At 62.9% G+C, this 22,220-nt stretch carries 19 protein-coding genes; 7 read left to right on the forward strand and 12 right to left on the reverse strand.

The window, feature by feature from the left end:
* Positions 1-155: 155 nt before the first annotated feature.
* The 4 genes from C6382_RS22230 to C6382_RS22245 all read right to left on the reverse strand — a co-directional run bounded on the left by C6382_RS22230 (position 156) and on the right by C6382_RS22245 (position 5,481).
* The gene (locus tag C6382_RS22230) at positions 156-2,582 is read right to left on the reverse strand and encodes a TonB-dependent receptor (RefSeq protein ID WP_107026468.1); all 2,427 of its coding nucleotides are present in this window, start codon (positions 2,580-2,582) and stop codon (positions 156-158) included.
* Between the two features lie 93 nt (positions 2,583-2,675).
* A complete protein-coding gene (locus C6382_RS22235; protein ID WP_107026469.1) occupies positions 2,676-3,653 on the reverse strand; it encodes a FecR domain-containing protein in 978 nt (325 codons plus the stop codon).
* Positions 3,650-4,156: a sigma-70 family RNA polymerase sigma factor gene (locus C6382_RS22240; RefSeq protein ID WP_107026470.1), complete on the reverse strand. Its 507-nt coding sequence runs from the start codon at positions 4,154-4,156 to the stop codon at positions 3,650-3,652. Before C6382_RS22240 ends, C6382_RS22235 begins: the two co-directional genes overlap by 4 nt.
* A gap of 122 nt (positions 4,157-4,278) precedes the next feature.
* Positions 4,279-5,481: an NAD(P)/FAD-dependent oxidoreductase gene (locus C6382_RS22245; protein WP_107026471.1), complete on the reverse strand. Its 1,203-nt coding sequence runs from the start codon at positions 5,479-5,481 to the stop codon at positions 4,279-4,281.
* A gap of 299 nt (positions 5,482-5,780) precedes the next feature.
* Between C6382_RS22245 and C6382_RS22250 the strand changes: the two genes are divergently transcribed.
* Positions 5,781-6,326 (forward strand): Rrf2 family transcriptional regulator, encoded by a 546-nt coding sequence (locus C6382_RS22250; RefSeq protein WP_107026472.1) that lies wholly within the window; start codon positions 5,781-5,783, stop codon positions 6,324-6,326.
* A gap of 159 nt (positions 6,327-6,485) precedes the next feature.
* On the opposite strand, the gene C6382_RS22255 is transcribed toward C6382_RS22250, so the two are convergent.
* Entirely contained in the window at positions 6,486-7,100 is a 615-nt protein-coding gene (locus C6382_RS22255; RefSeq protein ID WP_107026473.1) for a cell wall hydrolase, read from the reverse strand.
* Between the two features lie 134 nt (positions 7,101-7,234).
* On the opposite strand from C6382_RS22255, the gene C6382_RS22260 reads away from it, so the two are divergent.
* Positions 7,235-8,086, forward strand: a complete 852-nt coding sequence (locus C6382_RS22260; RefSeq protein WP_107026474.1) for a CAP domain-containing protein — start codon at positions 7,235-7,237, stop codon at positions 8,084-8,086.
* A 9-nt stretch (positions 8,087-8,095) separates the two neighbouring features.
* Here C6382_RS22260 and C6382_RS22265 read toward each other — a convergent pair whose 3' ends face one another.
* Positions 8,096-9,541 (reverse strand): SulP family inorganic anion transporter, encoded by a 1,446-nt coding sequence (locus tag C6382_RS22265; RefSeq protein WP_107026475.1) that lies wholly within the window; start codon positions 9,539-9,541, stop codon positions 8,096-8,098.
* Positions 9,542-9,729: 188 nt separating this feature from the next.
* Positions 9,730-10,662: an N-acetyl-gamma-glutamyl-phosphate reductase gene (gene argC / locus C6382_RS22270; RefSeq protein WP_107026476.1), complete on the reverse strand. Its 933-nt coding sequence runs from the start codon at positions 10,660-10,662 to the stop codon at positions 9,730-9,732.
* 111 nt (positions 10,663-10,773) lie between these two features.
* Here argC and C6382_RS22275 point away from each other — a divergent pair, with 111 nt between their 5' ends.
* A complete protein-coding gene (locus C6382_RS22275) occupies positions 10,774-11,667 on the forward strand; it encodes a LysR family transcriptional regulator (protein ID WP_107026477.1) in 894 nt (297 codons plus the stop codon).
* On the opposite strand, the gene C6382_RS22280 is transcribed toward C6382_RS22275, so the two are convergent.
* Both C6382_RS22280 and fusA read right to left on the reverse strand, forming a co-directional pair.
* Positions 11,664-12,386, reverse strand: coding sequence for an N-acetyltransferase (locus C6382_RS22280; RefSeq protein WP_107026478.1), 723 nt, complete (start codon positions 12,384-12,386; stop codon positions 11,664-11,666). The genes C6382_RS22275 and C6382_RS22280 overlap by 4 nt on opposite strands.
* A gap of 127 nt (positions 12,387-12,513) precedes the next feature.
* The gene (gene fusA, locus C6382_RS22285) at positions 12,514-14,619 is read right to left on the reverse strand and encodes an elongation factor G (RefSeq protein WP_107026479.1); all 2,106 of its coding nucleotides are present in this window, start codon (positions 14,617-14,619) and stop codon (positions 12,514-12,516) included.
* A 185-nt stretch (positions 14,620-14,804) separates the two neighbouring features.
* On the opposite strand from fusA, the gene dsdA reads away from it, so the two are divergent.
* Together dsdA and dsdC are read left to right on the forward strand one after the other, a co-directional pair.
* Positions 14,805-16,157, forward strand: a complete 1,353-nt coding sequence (gene dsdA, locus C6382_RS22290; RefSeq protein WP_107026480.1) for a D-serine ammonia-lyase — start codon at positions 14,805-14,807, stop codon at positions 16,155-16,157.
* A gap of 2 nt (positions 16,158-16,159) precedes the next feature.
* Positions 16,160-17,119: a DNA-binding transcriptional regulator DsdC gene (dsdC, locus tag C6382_RS22295; RefSeq protein ID WP_107026481.1), complete on the forward strand. Its 960-nt coding sequence runs from the start codon at positions 16,160-16,162 to the stop codon at positions 17,117-17,119.
* A gap of 52 nt (positions 17,120-17,171) precedes the next feature.
* On the opposite strand, the gene C6382_RS22300 is transcribed toward dsdC, so the two are convergent.
* The 3 genes from C6382_RS22300 to C6382_RS22310 all read right to left on the reverse strand — a co-directional run bounded on the left by C6382_RS22300 (position 17,172) and on the right by C6382_RS22310 (position 20,618).
* Entirely contained in the window at positions 17,172-17,858 is a 687-nt protein-coding gene (locus tag C6382_RS22300; protein WP_107026482.1) for a TIGR04211 family SH3 domain-containing protein, read from the reverse strand.
* A 179-nt stretch (positions 17,859-18,037) separates the two neighbouring features.
* Complete coding sequence (ppnN, locus tag C6382_RS22305) at positions 18,038-19,411, reverse strand: nucleotide 5'-monophosphate nucleosidase PpnN (RefSeq protein WP_107026483.1); 1,374 nt, start codon at positions 19,409-19,411, stop codon at positions 18,038-18,040.
* Positions 19,412-19,496: 85 nt separating this feature from the next.
* Positions 19,497-20,618, reverse strand: coding sequence for a P1 family peptidase (locus C6382_RS22310; RefSeq protein WP_107026484.1), 1,122 nt, complete (start codon positions 20,616-20,618; stop codon positions 19,497-19,499).
* A gap of 178 nt (positions 20,619-20,796) precedes the next feature.
* Between C6382_RS22310 and C6382_RS22315 the strand changes: the two genes are divergently transcribed.
* Together C6382_RS22315 and C6382_RS22320 are read left to right on the forward strand one after the other, a co-directional pair.
* Entirely contained in the window at positions 20,797-21,591 is a 795-nt protein-coding gene (locus C6382_RS22315) for a helix-turn-helix transcriptional regulator (RefSeq protein ID WP_256589177.1), read from the forward strand.
* Positions 21,592-21,594: 3 nt separating this feature from the next.
* Entirely contained in the window at positions 21,595-22,218 is a 624-nt protein-coding gene (locus C6382_RS22320) for a glutathione S-transferase family protein (RefSeq protein WP_107026507.1), read from the forward strand.
* Positions 22,219-22,220 lie beyond the last annotated feature (2 nt).

The following is a 22,220-nucleotide window of genomic DNA, read 5'->3' on the forward strand; positions in this document are numbered from 1 at the left end:
GCAAGAGCGCGAAAGTCGCGCTCATTGCCTGCATGCGGATACTGCTGATCAGGCTGAACGCCATGCTACGCGACGGTACCGAATGGCGGTGACGAATAGCATGGTGAAGACAGTTGCTCCCACCGGGTAGGAGCGGGCTTGCCCCGCGATGAGGTTTAGAACTGCGGCGTGTACTTCACGCTGAACATGAAGTTGCGCGGCTCGCCAAAGTTGTTGTTGCCATCGAGCTGGTTGTAAGCCGCCACGTAGTAGCGTTTGTCGAACAGGTTCTTGCCGTTCACCGCAAGGCTCACTTCGGGCGTCAGCTGATAGGCCAGGCGCGCATCCCACACGGCATAACCTGCTACGTCGTAGGTGTGCTCGTAACCCAGGGTGTGGCTTTGCGCAGTAAAGCCCAGGCCTGCGCTGACCTTGCTCCAGTCACCCGGCAACTGGTAGTCGCTCCACACCCGTAGCATGTGCTTGGGCGTCCAGGTGCTGAAGGTCTTGCCTTCGTTCTCCGGGTCGTCCAGGTACTTGGTGGTGTTGTAGGTGTAACCGGCAAACAGTTGCAGGCCGCTGAGCACCTCGCCGCTGATCTCGGCTTCGATGCCCTGGCTGCGCACCTTGCCCGAGGCGATGGAACAGAAGTCGTCGCAGCTCAGGTCCTGAATCGCGCGGTTCTCCTGGTCAAAGCGGAACACTGCCAGGGAGGTGTTGACCCGGCCGTCGAACAGCTCGCCCTTCAGGCCCACTTCGTAGTTGCTGCCGATGATCGGCTTGAGCGCCGAGTTACTGGCGTCGCGTTCGGACTGCGGCACGAAAACGTCGGTGTAGCTGGCGTAGACCGCCCACTCACGGCTCAGGTCGTAGACGATGCCAGCGTAGGGGGTAACTTCGCCGGTCTCTTTCAACGTGCTTGGCGCATTGACCGTGCCGACAAGGTTGGTCGGGGTATAGCTGGTCGAGTCATAGGTCTGGTCGAACCAGCTGACCCGCGAGCCAAGGACCACCGTCAGCGGTTCGGCAAGCTTGACCCGCCAGCTGCCATACAGGCCTTTCTGGCGTACGTCATAGGCGCTCCAGGTACCACGACCGTTGGGTTTAGCCAGCAGGCTGTCGTAGTCGATGTCAGGGCGGTGGTGGTCGATATCGAATATGTTGTCGTCGCTGGGATTGAAGGTACGGGCGAAGAGGTCGTCAGTGGTCAGCTTGGCGTAGTTGCCACCGAGGGTGATTTCCTGCTCCAGGCCCAGGCCTTCGAAGCTGCCGACCACATTCATGTCGACACCCACTTTGGTGGAGTCGAAGTCGGTCACCCAGTCGCCGTACATCACGCCGCTGCCGTCCGGTGCCAGACCGTCGCCGGTCGCCATCACGCGCTGGTGGGCGGAGGTATTGGTTTCGCTCATGCGCACGGCGGCGACGCGAAACTTCCAGTCTTCGTTGAAGCGGTGCTCGAGGTCGGCGTACAGGGTGGTGACGTCGATTTCCGAGTGGTTCCAGCGCGAACCGGTGAAGGTCGAACGGGGCACGTCCACCGGGCTGCCATCGGCATAGCGCGGCAGGCCGCGTAGCATGGGTCTCGATTCGGCATCGGAGCGGCTGACCGCCAGGCCCAGGGTGGTGTCTTCGCGCAGGTCGAAGTCGAGGGCGCCGTACAGCGAGTGGGTCTTGCTCCATTCGTAGTCGATGAACGAATCGCTCTGGTCTTCATCGGCGACAAAGCGCCCGCGCACGGTCCCGGCGTCGTTCAGCGGGCCGCCGGCATCCAGCTGCAGGCCGTAGTGATCCCAGCTGCCGGCTTTGCCGGTGACGGTCACGGTCGGCGCGCTCTGGCCGCGCTTGCGCACCAGGTTGACCGCGCCACCCGGGCTGCCGGTGCCTTGCAGCAGGCCCGAGGCGCCACGCAGGACTTCCATGCGGTCGAAGAAAATCAGGTCCTGGGTTGCCCAGTTGCCCAACGAGTAGGTGTTGCGGGGGATCGGCACGCCGTCGTACTGCCAGTCATCGATCTGAAAACCACGCGAAGAGATGATCAAACCTGGGCCCACGCCCTGCAGGCCGACCAGGCCGGTGGTCTTGTTGACAGCGTCCTTGAGATCGACGATGTCCTGATCGTCCATCTGCTTGCGGGTCATGACCGAGACCGACTGAGGGATTTCCTTGAGCGTATGGCTGCCCTTGCCAATGGTGGTTGCCCGTGCGGCGTAGGAGCCCGAACCCTCGGTGGTGGCGTCCAGGCCGCTGTCGTTGATGCTGGTTGCGCCCAGTTCCAGGGCATCGCTGGCATCGATGCTCGGCAATACACTGAAGTTACCCTGGTCGGTCACCAGCAACTGCAGGCCACTGCCGGCCAACGCCTTTTGCATCGCCTGCACAGCGCTCATGCGACCGACGACTGCCGGTGCTCGCTTACCCTGCACCAGCGCAGGGTCCAGGGAGACGATGCGTCCGCTTTGGCTGGCGATGGCATTGAGGCTGCTGGCCAGGCTGGCGGTGGGCAGGTTGAACGACAGCATCTGTTCCTGGGCCGCCGCACCAGTGGCAAGGCAGGCCATGGCAACGGCCGCAGGAAGGGCGTGGAACCAAGGGTTGAGCACGGAATACTCCTGATGAAATAAGGGTGTCAGGAGATAGGTGGGGCGAGAAATGAAAACCGGACACAAATACGAGTGATTTTCATAAATAAATCATCAAGACGGATTTTTCGCCCGGATCAGGGTCAGCCACGGGCTGTAGTGTTCGACCCGTACCGGCAGGGTTTCGGCCAGGGCGGCGAAGGCGCGTTGCGGTTCGTCGAGGGGAAAAACCCCCTGCACCCGCAGCCCGCGGACCTCAGGTTCGACCCGGACAAAGCCGCGGTAATAAGGGCGCAGTGCTTCGACCACGGTTTGCAGGGAATCATCCAGGACATTCAGACGTCCATTGAGCCAGTCGGCGCGGTGGTGCTGGTCATCGTGCAGGGCTTCGATGCGCTGCGGGTGGAGCAGGGCGGCGCAGCCTTCCTGGATATCCAGCTCGGCGTAATTGGGCAGCCATGCACGGACTGAATGCTCAAGCACCACCACGCGGGTGGCGTGCGCTTCCTGGCTGACCAGAAAGCGCGTGCCCAATGCCCGTACCTCGCCTTGGGCGCTACGTACGCGTAACGGGCGGGTGGGATCGGCGGCGACCTGAATCAGCAGGGAGCCCTGGCGCAGGATCAGCAAGCGTTGCTCAGCGTCGAATTGCTGGTCGACCGCGCTGCCGGCATTGAGACTCAGGCGGCTGCCGTCGGCCAGGGTGAAGCTGCGCCGTTCGCCGCGACCGGTGCGCATATCGGCCAGCAGCGCTTCGCCCATCTGGCTGCGCGCACCCAGCCACAGACCGCCGCCGAGCACACCGAGGGCGGCAACGCTGCGCAACAGGTCACGGCGCGACGTGGTGGGTTGCAACAACACCCGGCGCGCTTCCCCGGCTTGGCCAGACGCCCGGCGGTCGAGGCTGCGCACCGTCTGGCAGGCGCCGCCGAGGCGGTCTTGCAAGCGTTTCCAGGCCTGCGCGTGAGCGGGGTCACTGGCAAGCCACAGGTCGAACTGCGCCTGCAGCGCGGCGTCGGTATTGCCGGCGCTCAGGCGCACCATCCAGTCGATGGCACCTTCGGCGGCAGGGTCCAGGCGCGGCTGGCTCATGGTGCCAGCTCGCTCAGGTAGCACTGCTGCAAGGCCTGTTTCATGTAGCGGCTCACCGTGCGCTCAGACAGCTCGAGCTTGCGCGCGATGTCCACATAGCTCAGCCCGTCCAGCTGGCTGTAGAGGAATGTGGCTTTGACGATCAGCGGCAAACCGTCGAGCATCTGGTCAATGGTCACCAGGGCTTCGATCAGCAGCAGTTGTTCTTCCGGAGAGGGCACCAGCGGATCGGGCAGCGCCGACAGGCGCTCAAGGTACGCCAGCTCCAGTTGCCGGCGACGATGGCGGTCGAAGATCAGGCGACGGGCGATGGTCGAGAGATAGGCTCGCGGCTGCTGGATGCTTTCTGGATCGACCCGGGCCGCGAGCATCTGGCAGAAGGTTTCGGCGGCGGTGTCTTCGGCGTCGGCACGGTTGCGCAGGCGCTTGTGGATATGCTGCAGCAGCCAGCGGTGATGGTCGCTGAAAAAGAAGCCCAGTTTGCGCGTCGACGGGTTTTGCACCGGTGGCTATCCAGATGTTAGTGTAAATCGTTCTCAATGCTACCTGTCTCTTATCTGACAGTGCAATTGTTCGATTCACACAACGGCAAAGAGGCCGCATTGGCGGCCCCTCAGGTCGTGCCTCAGGCCACCGGAATCAGCGGGTCGGCTGCGGCCAGCGCGGTTGCGCGGTCGGCAGCAGGCGGGTAGATCCAGGTGGTGTTGATCTGGGTCTTGAGGTCTTTGGCCTCTTTGCGCAGCAGTTTGACCTGACGATCCCAGCCTTCGGTGTACACCGCGCCCCAGGCGCCCAGGTCCAGGCAGGTGACATACTTGGGCTGGCTGTAGGGCATCGGCTCGACACCGAGCAGATCCGCCGCCACGTTGTTGCCGCTGTAGCGTCCCAGGGCAATAGCGTGCTGGCAGGACATCACGGCGAAATTGCCCAGATCGTCGGTTGCGGCGTAGGCCACGTCACCAGTGGCATAGACGTGCTCCTGACCTTTGACCTTGAGGTTGCGGTCGACATGCAGGCGGCCCTGAGGGTCGCGCTCGGCCGGCACTTGCGTGGTCAGGGCGCTGGCGCGCACGCCGACAGTCCAGATCACGGTTTTCGCTTCGATCCGTTCGCCGTCAGCCAGGGTCACACCATCGGCATCCACGCCGGCTACCGAGGTATTGACCCGCCACTCCACACCCAGGGCCTTGGACGCTTCGATGATCGCCGGGCTGATACCTTCGCCCAACGCGGCGCCGATCCTGGCGCCACGGTCGACGATGATCACCCGCACATTGGCGTCGGTACCGAGGATGGCGCGCAGGCGTCCTGGCATTTCGGTTGCGGTTTCGATTCCGGTGAAGCCGCCACCGGCAACCACCACGGTGTTGCGGACAGTCGATTCCGGCAACTGGGCCAGCGACTTGAGGTGCTGCTCAAGGCGCGCTGCCGATTCGATCTGGTCGACATCGAAGGCGTGCTCGTTGAGCCCGTCGATGTTGGGGCGCCATACGCCGCTGCCGGCAGCCATTACCAGGCGGTCGTAGCTGATATCGCTGCGCTGGCCCTGGGCGTCGGTGTAGCTGACACGCTTGCCGGCCACGTCGATCTGCTCGGCAGCGCCCTGGATGAAGTTCACCCCCACGGCATTGAACAGGTCGCCCAGGGGCGCTTTCATCTGATGCACATCCGGCTCGTAGAAGCGTGGACGAATGCGCAGTTCGGCTTGTGGCGCGAGGACGCTGATGGCGACATCGCTACGGCCGTACTGGTCCAGCAGGCGGGCTGCGCTGAGCGCGCTCCAGACACCACCAAAACCTGCGCCGACAATCAGAATGTGCTGTTTCATTTGTTGCTCCACAGAAAGAGATTGTTGTGTGAACGGGGGCGTTGGAGGCAGCCTTGGCTGCGCCGAACAACTACGACTTTATTGGTCGTAGTTGTTCGGCACAAGGATTTTTTCCTGTCGATCCGTGTGGCGATCCGGGTAACCTTGAGCTTTCACTGCTCTAATTCAGCCTTTCTTCATAGAATATGGGCTTGTGGCGGGCGGCCGAAAACCGACGTGCGGTAGGGGGTGGGGACGGCTGGACCGTGGAAACCATGTGAAGACTGTTAATATTACGACAAAGTTAGTCGGAGATTGTCATGTCACTGTATAGCGCCGGGGTGGAGTACGGCATCCATTGCCTGGCCTTCCTGGTCGATGAGCTGGGTGATAGCCGTGAAGCCAGCGTGCGGGATCTGGCCGACCTGCAAGGTGTGCCCCAGGAGTACCTGGCCAAGGTCTTTACCAAGCTGGCCAAAGCCAAATTGGTGGTCGCCACCGAAGGTGTACGCGGCGGCTTCAAGCTGGCCCGGCCGGCAGACGAGATCAGTGTGCTGGACATCGTTACTGCCATCGACGGACGCAAGATGATTTTCGAGTGCCGGGATGTGCGCGATCGCTGTGCGCTGTTTGCAGGTTCGCCGCCAAGCTGGGCGCAGGAGGGTACCTGTTCCATTCATGCAGTGATGCTCACCGCGCAAAAGCGCATGGAGGAAGCGCTGGCGCAGCAGACCATCCTCGACATCGCCAGGCGCGTGGGGCGCAAGGCACCGCCGGAGTTTTCATCCCAGGTGGTCGACTGGATGAATGATCGCCGTGCAGGCAAGGCGGCCGGGGATATCCCGCTGGTGGATGTTTCCGAATAACCCCCTATGGGACTGTCTGTCACTTGCTTGGTTGTAGGAGCCGGCGTTGCCGGCGATGGGGCGCGTAGCGGCCCTGGCCCGGCTGCGCCGGGCATCGCCAGCAACGCTGGCTCCTACACAGATTTCAACCGCCTAAGGGGGGGGGACGGGCAATTGTCTCTACCGCGCCGTGCCGTTGCGCGGTTTGTAGAAGAGAAAATCCCCGGTCTCGGTGGTCTTCACATAGGTCCGCGCCCAGTCTGGCGACACATGCCGGTCATGAAAGTACAGCGCACCGCGGGTACGGTCATCCAGTTGCCGGTTCAGCGCCTTGCGCGCGATTTCCTTGGCGATGGCGTAGCGGTTTTCTTCCTGGACCGAATCCGAGCGCCCGTCACACCACCAGGAAAACTGGCAGTTACCGGTCTCTGAGCCTTGTTTGACCACCCCACAGACCGTGTCGGGAAAGCCGTCATGAGCGAGGCGGTTCATCACCACGCTGGCCACTGCTTCCATGTCCGCCGGCTTGCCGCCCTTCGACTCCCAATAGATGCTGCGTGCCATGCAGGTGATGGCGTCGTCCAGAGCCGCTACGCCAGCCGGATCGACCGCCTGGACTTCGCTCTGGGTGATGGCTTTGCTCTTGGGTGCTGGCGGTGCGTCGGGTTGCACGGCCGCTTTGTGCTCCAGTGCCTGGGCTTTTTCTTCGGCCACCTGGGCTTTGGATTCTGCGGCCAGCGTCAGCGGGGGTGAGAAGGCCAGCAGCAGGCAGGTTACAATCATCGGCAGGCGCATACGGGACCTTTGGCAGGTGAGGGGAGTAAGACTTCCCGTTAAAGGGTCGACCGCACGGCGCTCAAAACATTCCAGCTGTTCGACGACGGGCGACTTCGCGCATCATGGGCGCAGTCCGTTCAAGGGAGAATTTCATGCGCGACCTGTCATCCGTTCTGCGTCTGGCCAGCCTGCCGTTGGCCCTGGCGCTCGCTAGCGTCGCCCAGGCCAACGAGCCGGCGCAACTGATCGATTCGATCAACAGCTACCGTAGTCAGCCGCAGAAATGCGATAAGCAGGTGTCCCTTGAGCTGCCGCCACTGGCCAGCGATCCCCGTCTGGTGCTGCCAGCTACGGGCAGCGTGGATTTGCGCTCGGCGCTGGCACAGGCAAACTACCCGATGGTCAGTGTCCAGGCCATTACCCTCAATGGTCCACAGGATGCCCAGGCCGCGATGAAAGCGGTACAGGAAAGCTTCTGCCAGGTGGTGCTAGCCCCGCAGTTCATCGATATCGGCGTCAGCCAGCAGGGCCGCGATTGGCGTATCGTCCTGGCGCGGCCGCTGCTGGCCGGGAAGCTGGGCGACTGGCAGGCCGAAGGCCAGAAACTGCTGGCAATGATTAACAGCGCTCGTAGCCAGCAGCGCCAGTGTGGCAGCCAGGCCTTCGCGGCCACCCCGCCGCTGGCCTGGAACGCGGTCCTGGCCGGTGCCGCCGAAAGTCATACACGGGCCATGGCCAATCAGAACTTTCTCGATCACGTCGATCGCGAAGGCCGCACCCCGGGTGACCGGGCGGAACTGGCGGGCTATGCCGGTCAGGTGAACGGCGAGATCATCGCCGCCGGCCAGGACACTGTGCGCAAGGTGGTCGATGGCTGGTTGGCCAGCCCCGGCCATTGCGCCAACTTGATGAACCCGCAGTTCAGCGAGCTGGGCGCCGCCTATGCGGTCGATCCCAAGAGCGATGCCGGGATCTACTGGACGGCGATGTTCGGCGCGCCATAAGGGCGGTCTTCAGCCGTAGTGCAGGTCCGTGCGCTTGAGCAGTTGCTTGCAGCGCTCGGACAGATGCACCACACGCAAGTGCTTGCCGTTGTTGCTGTAGCGCTCACGCAGGGTCTTGAGCGCAGCAATCGCCGAGTAGTCAACGAAGTTCAGGTGCTGGCAGTCGAGGGTCACCTGGGCCGGGTCGTTGGCTGGGTCGAACTGGTTGAGAAAGGGCGTGGTCGAGGCGAAAAACAAGGTGCCGTGCACCCGATAGAGTTTGCTGCCGTCACTTTCCAGGTGGCTGTCGGCGTACAGCTCGCGCGCTTGCTGCCAGGCGAAGTTGAGCGCGGCGATAACGATGCCGAGCAGCACCGCGGTGGCCAGGTCGGTGAACACCGTGACCACGGTCACTGCAATGATCGCCAGCATGTCGTTTGCCGGCACTTTGTGCAGCACCCGCAGCGATGCCCAGGAGAAGGTCTGCTGCGCCACCACGAACATTACTCCGACCAGCGCCGCCAGCGGAATGCGTTCGATCAGCGGCGAGAGGAACAGCACGAACATCAGGATCATCATCCCGGCGACCACCCCGGACAACCGCCCGCGGCCGCCGGAGCTGAGGTTGATCGCCGTCTGGCCGATCATCGCGCAACCGCCCATGCCGCCGAACACCCCGGAAGTCATGTTGGCCACGCCCAGGGCCACGCATTCGCGGTTGGGGTAGCCGCGGCTTTCGGTGATTTCGTCGGTGAGGTTGAGGGTCAACAGGGTTTCCAGCAAACCCACCAGCGCCATCAGGATCGCGTAGGGGGCGATGATCTTCAGCGTCTCCAGGTTCCACGCAATGTCGGGCCAACTCAGCACCGGCAGGCCACCGGCGATGTGGGCCAGATCGCCGAGTGTGCGGGTCGGCAGGTCGAGCAGGTAGACCCCGGCACCGGCGGCGAGGATCGCGATCAGTGCCGGTGGCACGCTGCGGGTCAGGCGCGGCAACAAGTACACAATCGCCATGGTCAATGCCACCAGCCCGGCCATCAGGTACAGGGGGTTGCCGCTGAGCCAGGCGCCGTCATGCTTGAAATGCTCAAGCTGGGCCAGGGCGATAATGATCGCCAGGCCGTTGACGAAGCCAAGCATCACCGAATACGGCACCATGCGCACCAGCTTGCCCAGGCGCAGCACGCCAAAGGCAATCATGATCAGCCCACCGAGCAGCACGGTGGCCAACAGGTACTGCACACCGTGTTGCACCACCAGGGCAACGATGACCACGGCCATTGAACCGGCGGCGCCGGAAATCATCCCGGGGCGGCCACCGAGCAGGGCGGTTAGGGTGCAGATGATGACGGCACCGTAGAGTCCCATCAAAGGATTCAGATGCGCCACCAACGCGAAGGCGATGCACTCGGGCACCAGGGCAAAGGACGTGGTGAGTCCGGCCAGAATGTCGGCGCGGATGGAGGTTGCTTTCATGGTGGGAATAGCTGCCAGCGAAAAAGGCTAGGATGGTACGGAAGTTCGTGGCTGCGAGCCAGTGATCAAAAGCCCATCACCTCTGTAGGAGCCAGCGTTGCTGGCGATGCCCGGTGAAGCCGGGCCAGGGACGCTACGCGCCCCATCGCCGGCAACGCCTGCCCTTACACCCGCGAAACGCCTTGGGTTCAGGCCATCGCCGCCAGCATCAACTCCAGGTTCTGCACCGCTGCTCCCGAAGCACCCTTGCCAAGGTTGTCGAACACCGCCGTCAGCAACACCTGGCCATGGGCCTCGTTGGCAAACACTGCCAGGCGCAGATCGTTGCTGTCATTCACGGCCTGTGGATCGAGCATTGGCGCTGCCTCGCCATATTCCAGCGCCGCCACCTGTACATAGCGCGAGCCATGATAGTGCTGACGCAGGCAGTCATGCAGGCGAGCAGCACTCACCCCAGGTGGCAACAGACGCGTCTGCAAGGCTATGGTCAAGGCGATGCCCTGACGGTAACTGCCATAGCTGGGCACGAACACCGGGCGGTGCGACAGGCCGGCATGCTGCTGGATCTCCGGTACATGCTTGTGATCCAGGTTCAAGCCATACACCAGCACCCCTTGTGGCGCTTGTGCCCCTGGCGTTTCGTGACGTTCGACCGCAGCACGGCCGCCACCGGAATAACCCGACACCGCATTGACGGTCAGCGGGTAGTCGGCTGGCACCAACCCTGCAGCCACCAATGGCCGTAACAAGGCAATGGCGCCGGTGGGGTAGCAACCAGGATTGCTGACCCGCTTGGCCTGGGCAATGCGCTCTGCCTGTTGCTCGTGCAGTTCAGGCAAGCCATAGACCCAGCCCGCCGTGGTGCGGTGCGCGGAACTGGCATCGATGACCCGTACCTGCGGGTTGGCGATCGCCGCCACCGCCTGGCGTGCCGCGTCGTCGGGCAGGCACAGAATCGCCACGTCGGCACTGTTGATCGCCTCGGCACGGCGCTGTGGGTCTTTACGCTCGCTGTCGGGCAGGGTCAGCAAACGCAGGTCATCACGACCGTGCAGGCGGGCGTGGATGAGCAGGCCAGTGGTGCCTTGGTCGCCATCGATAAAGACAAGAGGCTGGTGCATGGTGCTCTCAATCAATCAATACAGGGAGCGCCTATGCTCGCGCCGATCTGGACGAAAGAAAATTTGAATATCATGATGCCGACATTCATAAATACTGAATGAAAAAAGCCTATGCGTGAAATCAGCCTCGACCGCTTGCGCACCCTGGTGGTGATTGCCGACCTCGGCTCCTTTGCCCAGGCGGCCCGCGCCCTCAACCTGGCGCCGCCCACTGTGAGCCTGCACATTGCCGACCTGGAGGCGCGCATCGGCGCAACCTTGCTGACACGCAAGCGTGGGCAGGTCCATCCGACGACCATTGGTGAGACGCTGCTTGAACGTGCGCGGCGGCTGTTGGCTGATGCCGAACAGGCGCTCGATGAGGTGCAACGCCAGGTTCAGGGCCTGAGTGGCCGCGTGCGTCTGGGGGCCTCTACCGCTGCGATCGCCCACCTGTTGCCGCAAGCACTGGATATTATCGGCGTACGCCATCCCGGGATCGATGTGCAGGTGCAGGTGCTGACTTCGCGTGAATCGGTGGGCCGCCTACAGGATGGCACCCTGGACCTGGCCCTGGTGGCACTGCCGCAAGCCGCGGTCAAAGGCGTGCAGATCCAGCCCTGGCGGCGCGACCCGATCATGGCCTTCATTCCTGTCGGCTGGGCGCCGCCGTCGCGCATCACACCCGCCTGGCTGGCCAGTCGCGCATTGATCCTCAATGACAACACCACCCAATTGTCACGGGTGACCAGCGAGTGGTTCGCCACGGCAGGCCTGCAACCGGATGCACGGATTCAACTCAACTACAATGACGCGATCAAGAGCCTGGTGGCGGCCGGATACGGTGCCACCTTGCTGCCCCATGAAGCCCGCTCGCCGGAGCCCGACTCACGCTTGTGCATGCGCCCGCTGCGCCCGGGGCTGTGGCGCCACCTGGGGATTGCCAGCCGCCAAGGGCAGGTCGAGCAGAGCAGCGCTTTTGTACTGCAGGTGTTGCTCGAACTGGCGGCGCAGGGCAGCCGTTAGACCAGGCGAATCCGGGTGCCGCGTTGCTGCCCGGCGCGCTCACCCAAACGTTCCTGAACAAGGGCCTGGGCCTTGCGCTCCAACTGATCGAGGTGGCGGTCGCGTTGCTTCTCGGCATCGACCATGGCCCGTTTGCCATGCTGCTTGAGCAAGTAGCTATGGATCTGCTGCACTTCAACCGTGCGGTAGATCGGCGCCACATCGAGCATTGCCAGCAGGCCATCGCTGGCATGCTCGCGAGTGTTCATCAGCACCTGTGGCCCGCGTGCGGCAATCACTGCAAAACCCATGGCCTCGAAGTACGCCACCTTGTTCACCGCGCACGCCAGCTCCGCATGCGGGTAGCGTTCGCTCATCTGCGCGAGCATGGCCCGGGCAATACCCTGGCGGCGGTACTGGCTGCGCACGGCCAGGTAGGCCACGCTGCAGGCGTCGGGATCGTCCTGCACGGGGAGGTACAAGAGAAACCCGGTGACGGTGTGTGGATCTCGCGGGTCGGTCGCGACGATCAGTTCGACGGAAAGGTCGGGTGAGCCGGCCATGGCTTCCAGATACAGGTGCACCTCAAAGCCGATGGCGTACTGGTAAAGGTTGTACAGCGGGTTGCTCGGGGTGATGGCCACAGCGCTGATGTCGGTCAGGTTATCGACCACCATCTGCAGGATCTGGCTCTTGATCGACTCCTCAGGCGGGGCGACAAAGTGGGTGAGGGCGAACATGAAGGCAAACTCCAAACGAAAAAGCTTGGGGCAAGTCTACAGGTCTGGCGTCGTGGCTGCAGGTTATCGCGGGGCAAGCCCGCTCCCACCGAAGGCTGTGGGAGCGGGCTTGCCCCGCGAATCGTGCTTACCCCTGTTTTTTGATGATCACATCGGCGATGCTCGCCGGCGCTTCGGCGTACTTGGTGAACTCCATGGTGTAGCTGGCCCGACCCTGGGTCATTGAACGCATCTGCGTGGAATAACCGAACATCTCGGCGAGCGGCACCTCGGCACGTACCACCTTGCCGGCCGGGCTGTCTTCACCTTCCTGGATCAATCCGCGGCGGCGGCTCAGATCGCCGAGGATGTCGCCCTGAAACTCCTCGGGTGTCACCACCTCGACTTTCATCACCGGTTCGAGCAGCACTGCGCCGCCTTTTTGCGCCAGCTGCTTGGTGGCCATCGAGGCGGCGACCTTGAAGGCCATTTCGTTGGAGTCGACATCGTGGTACGAACCATCGAACACAGTGGCCTTCAGGCCGATCAGCGGATAGCCGGCCAGTACCCCGTTCTTCATCTGTTCTTCGATGCCTTTCTGGATCGCCGGGATGTACTCGCGGGGCACCACGCCACCCACCACTTCGTTGATGAACTCCAGGCCTTCCTTGCCTTCTTCGCCCGGTGCGAAGCGTATCCAGCAGTGGCCGTACTGACCGCGGCCACCGGACTGGCGGACGAACTTGCCTTCGATCTCGCAGGTGTTGCGGATTTTCTCGCGGTAGGCCACCTGCGGCTTGCCGATATTGGCCTCGACCCCGAATTCGCGCCTCATGCGGTCGACGATGATGTCCAGGTGCAGCTCACCCATGCCGGAGATGATGGTTTGCGCGGTTTCTTCATCGGTGCGCACGCGAAATGACGGGTCTTCCTGGGCCAGCTTGCTCAGGGCGACGCCCATTTTCTCCTGATCGGCCTTGGTCTTGGGTTCTACCGCCACCGAGATCACCGGGTCAGGGAAGTCCATGCGTTCGAGGACGATTGGCTGGTTGATGTCACACAGGGTGTCGCCGGTAGTGACGTCCTTCATGCCGATCAGCGCGGCGATGTCGCCGGCGCACACGTCCTTGATCTCGGCGCGTTGGTTGGCGTGCATCTGCACCATGCGGCCGATGCGTTCCTTCTTGCCCTTGACCGAGTTGAGCACGGCGTTGCCGGAGCTGAGCACGCCGGAGTAGACCCGGGCGAAGGTCAGGGTGCCGACGAAGGGGTCGGTGGCGATCTTGAACGCCAGCGCCGAGAACGGTTCGTTGTCGTCGGCATGGCGTTCCAGGGGTTTATCTTCATGATCCGGGTCGGTGCCGTTGATCGCCGGGATTTCCGAGGGTGCCGGCAAATAGTCGATCACCGCATCGAGCATCAGCGGCACGCCCTTGTTCTTGAACGACGAGCCGCAGATGGCCGGGACAATCTCATTGGCCAGGGTGCGCTGGCGCAGGCCGGCCTTGATCTGCTCGTTGCTCAGTTCCTGACCGTTGAGATAGAGCTCCATGAACTCGTCATTGGCCTCGGCGGCGGCTTCAATCATGTGCGCGCGCCATTCATTGGCAAGCTCTTGCATGTCGGCCGGAATTTCTTCTTCGCGATAGCTGGTGCCCTGGTCGTCTTCGTTCCAGTAGATGGCTTTCATCCTCACAAGGTCGATCTGACCTTTGAAGTTTTCCTCGGCACCAATGGCCAGCTGGATCGGCACCGGATGGTGACCCAGGCGTTTGTCGATCTGCTTGACCACGCGCAGAAAGTCGGCGCCCTGGCGGTCCATCTTGTTGACGTAGGCCATGCGCGGTACATGGTACTTGTTGGCCTGGCGCCAGACCGTCTCCGACTGCGGCTCGACGCCATCGGCCCCACTGAACACCACCACGGCGCCGTCGAGCACGCGCAACGAGCGCTCCACCTCGATGGTGAAGTCAACGTGGCCTGGAGTGTCGATGATGTTGAAGCGGTACTTGTCGGGGAACTGCTTGGTCGAACCTTGCCAGAACGCCGTGGTGGCGGCGGAGGTAATGGTGATCCCGCGCTCCTGTTCCTGGGCCATCCAGTCCATGGTCGCGGCACCGTCGTGCACCTCGCCCATCTTGTGGTTGACCCCGGTGTAGAACAGGATGCGTTCGGTGGTGGTGGTCTTGCCAGCGTCAACATGGGCGACGATGCCGATGTTGCGGTACAGCTCGATGGGGGTGGTGCGCGCCATGATGGGTCACCTGTACTGATGCGTAAGACGATGAAGAGGGTTCTCCCAAGGTAGCAGAAGTGAGCTGGCTTGCACGGCGGTGAACGGTTGAACGGGCGTCATCCGTGGCCTGAGTAACCATCGGTTGTAATGCACCCGGGGTCTGACGCTTAATCGTTCTATCCGCTTGCCGATGGAGCATGACAATGTCGCTGCAACAACCTGTGAACGCCTGGTGCCAGACCCACCCGCTGATCGCCGAATTGGTGGCGTTGCGCCCGACCAGCTGGTTCAACCCGCAGCTTGCCCCGAGCGCGCAGGCCCTGGGGGATGTGCCGCTGAGCAGGCAGGATGTGCGTGAGGCCAGTGAGCGTTTGCAGCGTTTCGCGCCGTTCATTCAGTCGGCGTTTGCTGAAACTGCCGCCAGCGCCGGCATTATCGAGTCGCCCTTGTTGCAGCTGCCGGCGTTACAGGGTGTGCTGCGCGCCGAGCATCAGTTGCCCGAAGGCGGTGCGCTGTGGCTCAAGGCCGACAACCTGCTGCCGATTTCCGGCTCGATCAAGGCCCGCGGCGGCATCTATGAGGTGCTCAAGCACGCCGAAGACCTGGCCCTGGCGGCCGGGTTGCTGCAGCCGGGTGATGACTACGCCAGGCTCGACAGTGCCGAGGCGCGGGCCTTTTTTGGCCAGTACAGCATTGCCGTGGGTTCTACCGGCAACCTTGGTCTGTCGATTGGCATCATCAGTGCGCGCCTGGGGTTCAAGGCCACGGTGCACATGTCGGCGGACGCCCGCCAATGGAAGAAAGACCGCTTGCGCGCCCATGGCGTCGAAGTCCGTGAATACAGCGCCGACTACAGCGTCGCGGTGGAGCAGGGGCGGCGCGAGGCCGAGGCCGACCCGCTTTGCCATTTCGTCGACGATGAGAACTCGCGCAACCTGTTCCTCGGTTATGCCGTGGCCGCCGAGCGCCTGCAGCGCCAGTTGGTTGAACAGGGCATTGCGGTGGATGCCGAGCATCCGTTGTTTGTCTACCTGCCCTGCGGGGTGGGTGGTGGTCCTGGTGGTGTGGCGTTCGGTCTGAAACTGGTGTTTGGCGATGCGGTGCATTGCCTGTTCGCCGAGCCGACCCATTCGCCGTGCATGTTCCTCGGTGTCTATACCGGGCTGCACGATGAGGTTTCGGTGTATGACTTCGGCATCGACAACCAGACCGCAGCCGACGGCCTGGCGGTGGGCCGGCCTTCAGGCTTTGTCGGGCGGGCGATGCAGCGTTTGATTGACGGTTACTACACCGTTGACGACGCCACTTTGTACCGCCAGCTGGCGCAGATGCAGGCCTGTGAAGGCTATGAGCTGGAGCCCTCGGCGCTGGCTGGCGTGTCGGGTATGGTGCGGGTGCTGCAGGAGCAACAGGGCTATCGCCAGCGCCTGGGCCTGACTGAGGCGCGCATGGCCCGGGCGACCCATCTGGTCTGGGGTACAGGCGGCAGCATGGTGCCGCGCGAGGAAATGGACGCCTACCTGGCCAAGGGCCGTGTCGAACTGGCTGGACAGTAATCATGCTCAACCTGCCGCCACGCCTTGGTGCCCGTCTGACGGGCGCGCAGTTTGCCAACCTGCACACCTTTGCCGTGGCCGCTCGGCACTTGAGCTTTACCCTGGCGGCCGAGGAATTGTGCCTGACACCGAGCGCCGTCAGTCACCGCATGGCCCGGCTCGAACAGGCGCTGGAGCAGCGTTTGTTCGAGCGCCTGACCCGGCGGATACGCCTGACCGCCGAAGGTGAGCGCTTGTACCAGCTGGTGCAGGGATTGCTGGAGGACCTGGAGGAAGCCCTGCAACCTGACGCGACGGCCACCGTCAGCGGTGCGTTGACCCTCTACGCCCGGCCGTCCATTACCCAGTGCTGGCTGGTGCCGCGGCTGGCGGACTTCCAGCGGCGCTATCCGCAGATCAGCCTGGATATCCGCACCGGCAACGAGGCGGTGGATTTCCGCGCCCGGCATATCGACCTGGCGTTGCTCTACGGTGATGGCGATTTTCCCGGCCTTGCCAGCGAGCTGTTGATGAGCGAACAGGTAGCGCCGGTGTGCAGTCGCCAGTATGCCGAGCGTCTTAGCCTGATCGATGCGCCGCAGCGCTTGCAGCAGTGCACACTCTTGCATGATGCATTGGCCTGGGATCACGCTGCTTTCGATGCTGAATGGCAGCGCTGGGCGCGTCGGCATGATGCCCAGACGTATCTGCCGAGTGGCGGGCTGACCTTCGATCGCGCTGATCTGTGCGCGCTGGCTGCGAGCAACCATGTGGGAGTCGCCATGGGCCGTCGGCACCTGGTGCAACCCTTGATCGATCAGGGGCAGTTGATCTTGCCGTTTGGCGATTTCGAGGCGGCTGCCGGGCAGGGCTATTACCTCGTGCATCCGCCGCGCGAGGCGGTGCCGGTGCGGGTACGGGTGATGATCGAGTGGTTGCGTGAGTGTGCCTCGGTGGCGGGCTTGCCCCGCGATGCGATGTGACTGACAGATTGTAATCGCGGGGCAAGCGCGCCACCAGCCACCCGCCCACACCTCAGAACCAGCGGTCGTTACGCTTGCGCCCACGGCTCAGGGCCGGAAGGATCAGGCCGGCGAGCAGGCCAGCACCGGCGATGCCAGCGCCGTAGACCATATAACGCATCAACACTTGTTTGTTCTCATCGCCCAGGCGCGCCTGGGTGCTGCGTAGTTCCGACTGGGTGTCGCTCAATTCGGTACTGAGCGCCTTGTTACGGGCTTCCAGTTCATCGATCAGGGCTTTGCGCGAGTCGAGGGTTTCCTGCATGCCCTGCACGCGGGTCTTCCAGCTGTCGTCGATGGTCTTGAGCTGCGCGCTCAACTGGCCGACCTGTTCGGTCAGTTGCGGCAGGCGTTCAGCCTGGCCGGGAACCGCCTGCAGGTCGCTGCTGGAGATCCAGACGATATCGCCGGACTCGCCACGCACCTGGCTGTAGTTGCCCTGGGTGTCGAGCAGGGTGACCTTCTGCCCGGACTTGAGGTTGCCGACGATCCGGTGGCCGTTGGTTGGCCCGCTGCGCACGTAGGTGGTCAGGCTGTCGCTGACCCAGCGTTCGTTGCTGGTGGGCGCTTCTTCGGCCTGCGCAGTAGCGCTCAGGGCAATCAGGGCGCCGATCAGGCCGATGGCAAGTCTGTTGCGCGGGCGCAGGGAAGAAGAGAAAACAGGGGAAAGCGCCGCAGGAACAGGACGAGAGATAGGCATGATGGTCTTCGCGTGAAATAAAAATAAAAGCCCGATGACTGGGCCGCTGAACACGGGCGTGCACGCAAGCCGCCAGCTGAAAGACCACGTTTCTGCAGGCAGGTTCACTGAAGTAGGTAGGAAAATGGCAGCAAATGTTGCGGGCACAGGCTGTGCCCGCAAGCGGGGGAGGGCTGGAATCAGCTCACGACACGGTAGCAGGGCACGTATTCGGCACCGCCTGGCAGCTTCATGCGGTGCTGGTCGACGAAGGCCTGCAGCAGGTGACCCAACGGTTGCAGCACTGCAGCATCACCCTTGATTTCGTAGGGACCTTTTTCTTCGATCAGGCGGATACCCTTGTCCTTGACGTTGCCGGCGACAATCCCGGAAAACGCCCGGCGCAGGTTGGCGGCCAGTTCGTGGGCGGGCAGGTTGCGGTGCAGTTGCAGCCCGGCCATGTTCTCGTGGGTCGGGTCGAAGGGGCGCTGGAAGCTTTCTTCGATCTTCAGCAGCCAGTTGAAATGGAACGCGTCGTTGCGCTCGCGGCGGAACTGCTTGACCTCTTTGAGCCCCTCGACCATCTGTCGGGACACCTCGGCCGGGTTGTCGATGATGATCTGGTAGTAGTTGCTGGCCTCGTCGCCGAGGGTGGCCTGAACGAAGGCATGCAACTGCTGCAGGTACGGCTCGGCGCTTTGCGGCCCGGTGAGGATGACCGGGAACGGCAGGTCGCGGTTGTCCGGGTGCATGAGAATGCCGAGCAGGTAGAGGAACTCTTCGGCAGTCCCGGCGCCACCGGGAAAGATGATGATGCCGTGGCCGACACGCACAAACGCCTCAAGACGCTTTTCGATGTCCGGCAGGATCACCAGTTCGTTGACGATCGGGTTGGGCGCTTCGGCAGCGATGATGCCGGGTTCGGTCAGGCCCAGGTAACGGCTGCCGCTCATGCGCTGCTTGGCATGGGCAATGGTCGCGCCCTTCATCGGGCCTTTCATTACACCCGGACCGCAGCCGGTGCAGACATCCAGCTTGCGCAGGCCGAGCTCGTGGCCGACCTTCTTGGTGTATTGGTACTCCTCAGTGCTGATCGAGTGGCCGCCCCAGCACACCACCATCTTCGGCTCCACGCCCGGACGCAGGGTGCGGGCGTTGCGCAGCAGGTGGAAGACGTAGTCGGTGATGCCCTGGGAGCTTTCCAGGTCGATGCGCTGGCTGGCCAGCTCGCTTTCGGTGTAGACAATGTCACGCAGGGCGCTGAAGAGCATTTCGCGGGTGCTGGCGATCATCTCGCCATCGACAAAGGCATCGGCCGGCGCATTGAGCAGCTCCAGGCGCACACCGCGATCCTGTTGGTGAATGCGCACCTCGAAGTCTTTGTAGGCTTCGAGGATGGTCTTGGCGTTATCGACGTGCGCGCCGGTGTTGAGAATTGCCAGTGCGCACTGGCGGAACAAGGTGTACAGGCTGCCGGAACCGGCTTCACTCAGTTGCTGTACTTCACGTTGAGACAGTGTTTCCAGGCTGCCTTTTGGGCTGACAGATGCATTGATAACTTCACGTTGGGGCATTCTGGGTTTCCTGTGAGCAGATAAACGTCCTTCTTCTGAATAGCACCATACCGACAAATTGTCGCAGCAACGAGTGTCTTGTCAGTCAGGACCGCTCTGCGGCGCGCGGATCAGCTTTCCAGCCGACGGCGTGCAGCGCTTCGAGTAATTGCTCGGGTTTGAGCGCCAGCACTTGCTGGCCATTGGCTTGCAGGTCGGTAGCGGCCAGCATCGCGTTGAGAATAGCCTCCTCGACGGCGTCGGCAGCAGCGCTGAACAGGGCCGAGATGTGGTCGTTGTTGACCATTTGCACCGTGGTGGTTGGTACGCCCGGGCGGCCGACATTGGTCACCGGCAGATCGCTGTTGCCCACAGAGAACGCCACGAAGATGTCGCCGCTGCTGTCCTCGGTACCACCACCGACCCGCGCCAGGCCGACACTGGCACGCTGAGCCAAGCGGGTGCACTGGTGGGGCAGCAGCGGGGCATCGGTGGCCAGGGTCACGACAATCGAACCCATACCGGCTTCACCGATGTTTTCGCTGCCACGAAACGGCGAGGGCAGCTCACCCAGCACCTGGCCCACCGGATAACCGCCGACCCGCAGGGCTTCACGTACACCATAGTTGGCCTGCACCAGGGCGCCGACGGTCCAGCCACCGGCTTCAGCGTTCAGTACCCGCGAGGAGGTCCCGATGCCGCCCTTGAACTCGTGGCAGATCATTCCGGTGCCGCCGCCCACGCAGCCTTCGGCTACCGCTCCGCTGCGGGCATCGGCCAGCGCGGCATGGACGTGCTCGGCAGTGACATGCTGGCCCCAGATGTCATTGAGCACGCCGTCGTAGGTTTCCAGCACCGTCGGCATGCACCAGTAGGTGCGTTGCTTGCCCAGTTCACGCTCGGCCGCCACCAGCGCATCGCGGACCACGCCGACACTGTGGGTGTTGGTGTAGGCGATCGGGGTGGTCAGCAGACCGGCCTCGCGAATCCACTCAAGGCCGGTGGCATCGCCGTTGCCGTTGAGCACATGCACGCCGGCGAAGCACGGTTGCAGGTGCGCCGGTTGCGGCCGTGGCTCGATCACGGTGACGCCGGTGTGTACCGATTGTTCGCCGTTTTCGCGGTGGATCGTGTGATGGCCGACGCGCACGCCAGGGACATCGGTGATGGCGTTGAAGACGCCGGGTTTGCCCATGCCGATACGAATGCCCAGGTCACGAATACGCATTGTTTCACTACTCCATCGGGAAGGTTCGAAGGCCGCTCGCTGCGGTGTTTGCCCCGGGAGCATGGCGTGCATGACAAACGGGGCGGGCAACCGCAATACTGCGTGCCGGTGTGCAGAGTCTAGGAACTCGGCCCGCCGTTGGCGATTACCCCCAATCGTTACCCCCCAGGAGTTATCGGTGCAGACACTATTCGAAGCAGCGGCCCATCATCATGGGCTGGCCAAGGTGATCGAGCAGTTGGGACGGCCGGGGTTCTGGCAACAGACCCTGATGCTGCTGAACCAGATGCTGCCGTTCGACAACGGCCTGGTGATCTTCGCCGAGAACGACTGCGCGCCGGTGGTGCTGGCCGAGTTCGACCGCGGTTTCAGTGATACACCGTCGCCCATGCCCCTGTACCTCAGTGGTCTGTACCTGCTCGACCCGTTCAACCAGGCTATGCAGGACGGCCTGGCCGACGGCGTCTACCGCATGGAAGAGGTGGCGCCGGACGAATTTCGCCAGAGCGACTATTTCCAGAACTATTTTCGCTCGGCCATCGGCGAGGACGAGCTACAGTTGATCCTTAACCTGGCGCCAGGGCAGCGGCTGGCTATTTCCCTGGGCGCGAGCCAGCGTTTTGAAACCGCCCACCTGGGCCAGATGACCCTGTATGCGCCCTGGCTGCTGGCGCTGTTGCGCCAGCACTGGCAACTGCAGAACCCGACCCAGGAGCATGACGCTCAGGTGACTCCGGTGGAGCGCGCGCTGGAGCATTTCGGCAGCGATACCCTGTCGGCCCGCGAGCTGGAAATCGCCCGTCTGGTGCTGCGTGGCAACTCCAGCAAAGCGATTGCCAAGCGTCTGGTCATTTCCCAGGAAACGGTGAAAGTGCACCGCCGCAATCTGTACGCCAAGCTGGGTGTTTCATCCCAATCGGAACTGTTCAGCCTGTTTCTGCAACGGCTGACGCAACCGCAACCACAGGAGTGAATGATGCTGCAAATACTCGGTAAGGCTTCATCGATCAACGTGCGCAAAGTGTTGTGGACCTGTGCCGAACTGGGGCTGGCATTCGAACGCGAAGACTGGGGTTCGGGCTTTCAGTCGACCCACAGCGAGGCCTTTCTGGCGCTCAATCCCAACGCCATGGTGCCGGTGATCGAAGACGGCGATTTCGTCTTGTGGGAGTCCAACAGTATCCTGCGCTACCTGGTCAACCAGTATGGCGGCGAGCAGCTGTATCCGGCGGCGGCGCGATCGCGTGCGCGAGTCGACCAGTGGATGGACTGGCAGGCGACCGACCTCAACGGGGCCTGGAGCTATGCCTTTATGTCGCTGGTGCGTAAGTCACCTGCGCACCAGGATCCCGAGGCATTGGCAGCGGCGTGTCGCAACTGGGCGCGCAACACGACAATCCTTGAGCAGCAGTTGCAGCGTACGGGCGCCTATGTCAGTGGCGAGGCGTTTTCCTTGGCGGACATTCCCATTGGCCTGTCGGTCAACCGCTGGTTCCAGACCCCGCTGGAGCGTCCTTCGCTGCCAGCGGTGCAGGCCTATTACGATCGCTTGAACGAGCGCGAGGGCTATCGCCTGTATGGGCGTAACGGCACGCCTTGAGG

This window comes from Pseudomonas sp. BBP2017 (genome assembly GCF_003024385.1).
Lineage (GTDB): Bacteria > Pseudomonadota > Gammaproteobacteria > Pseudomonadales > Pseudomonadaceae > Aquipseudomonas.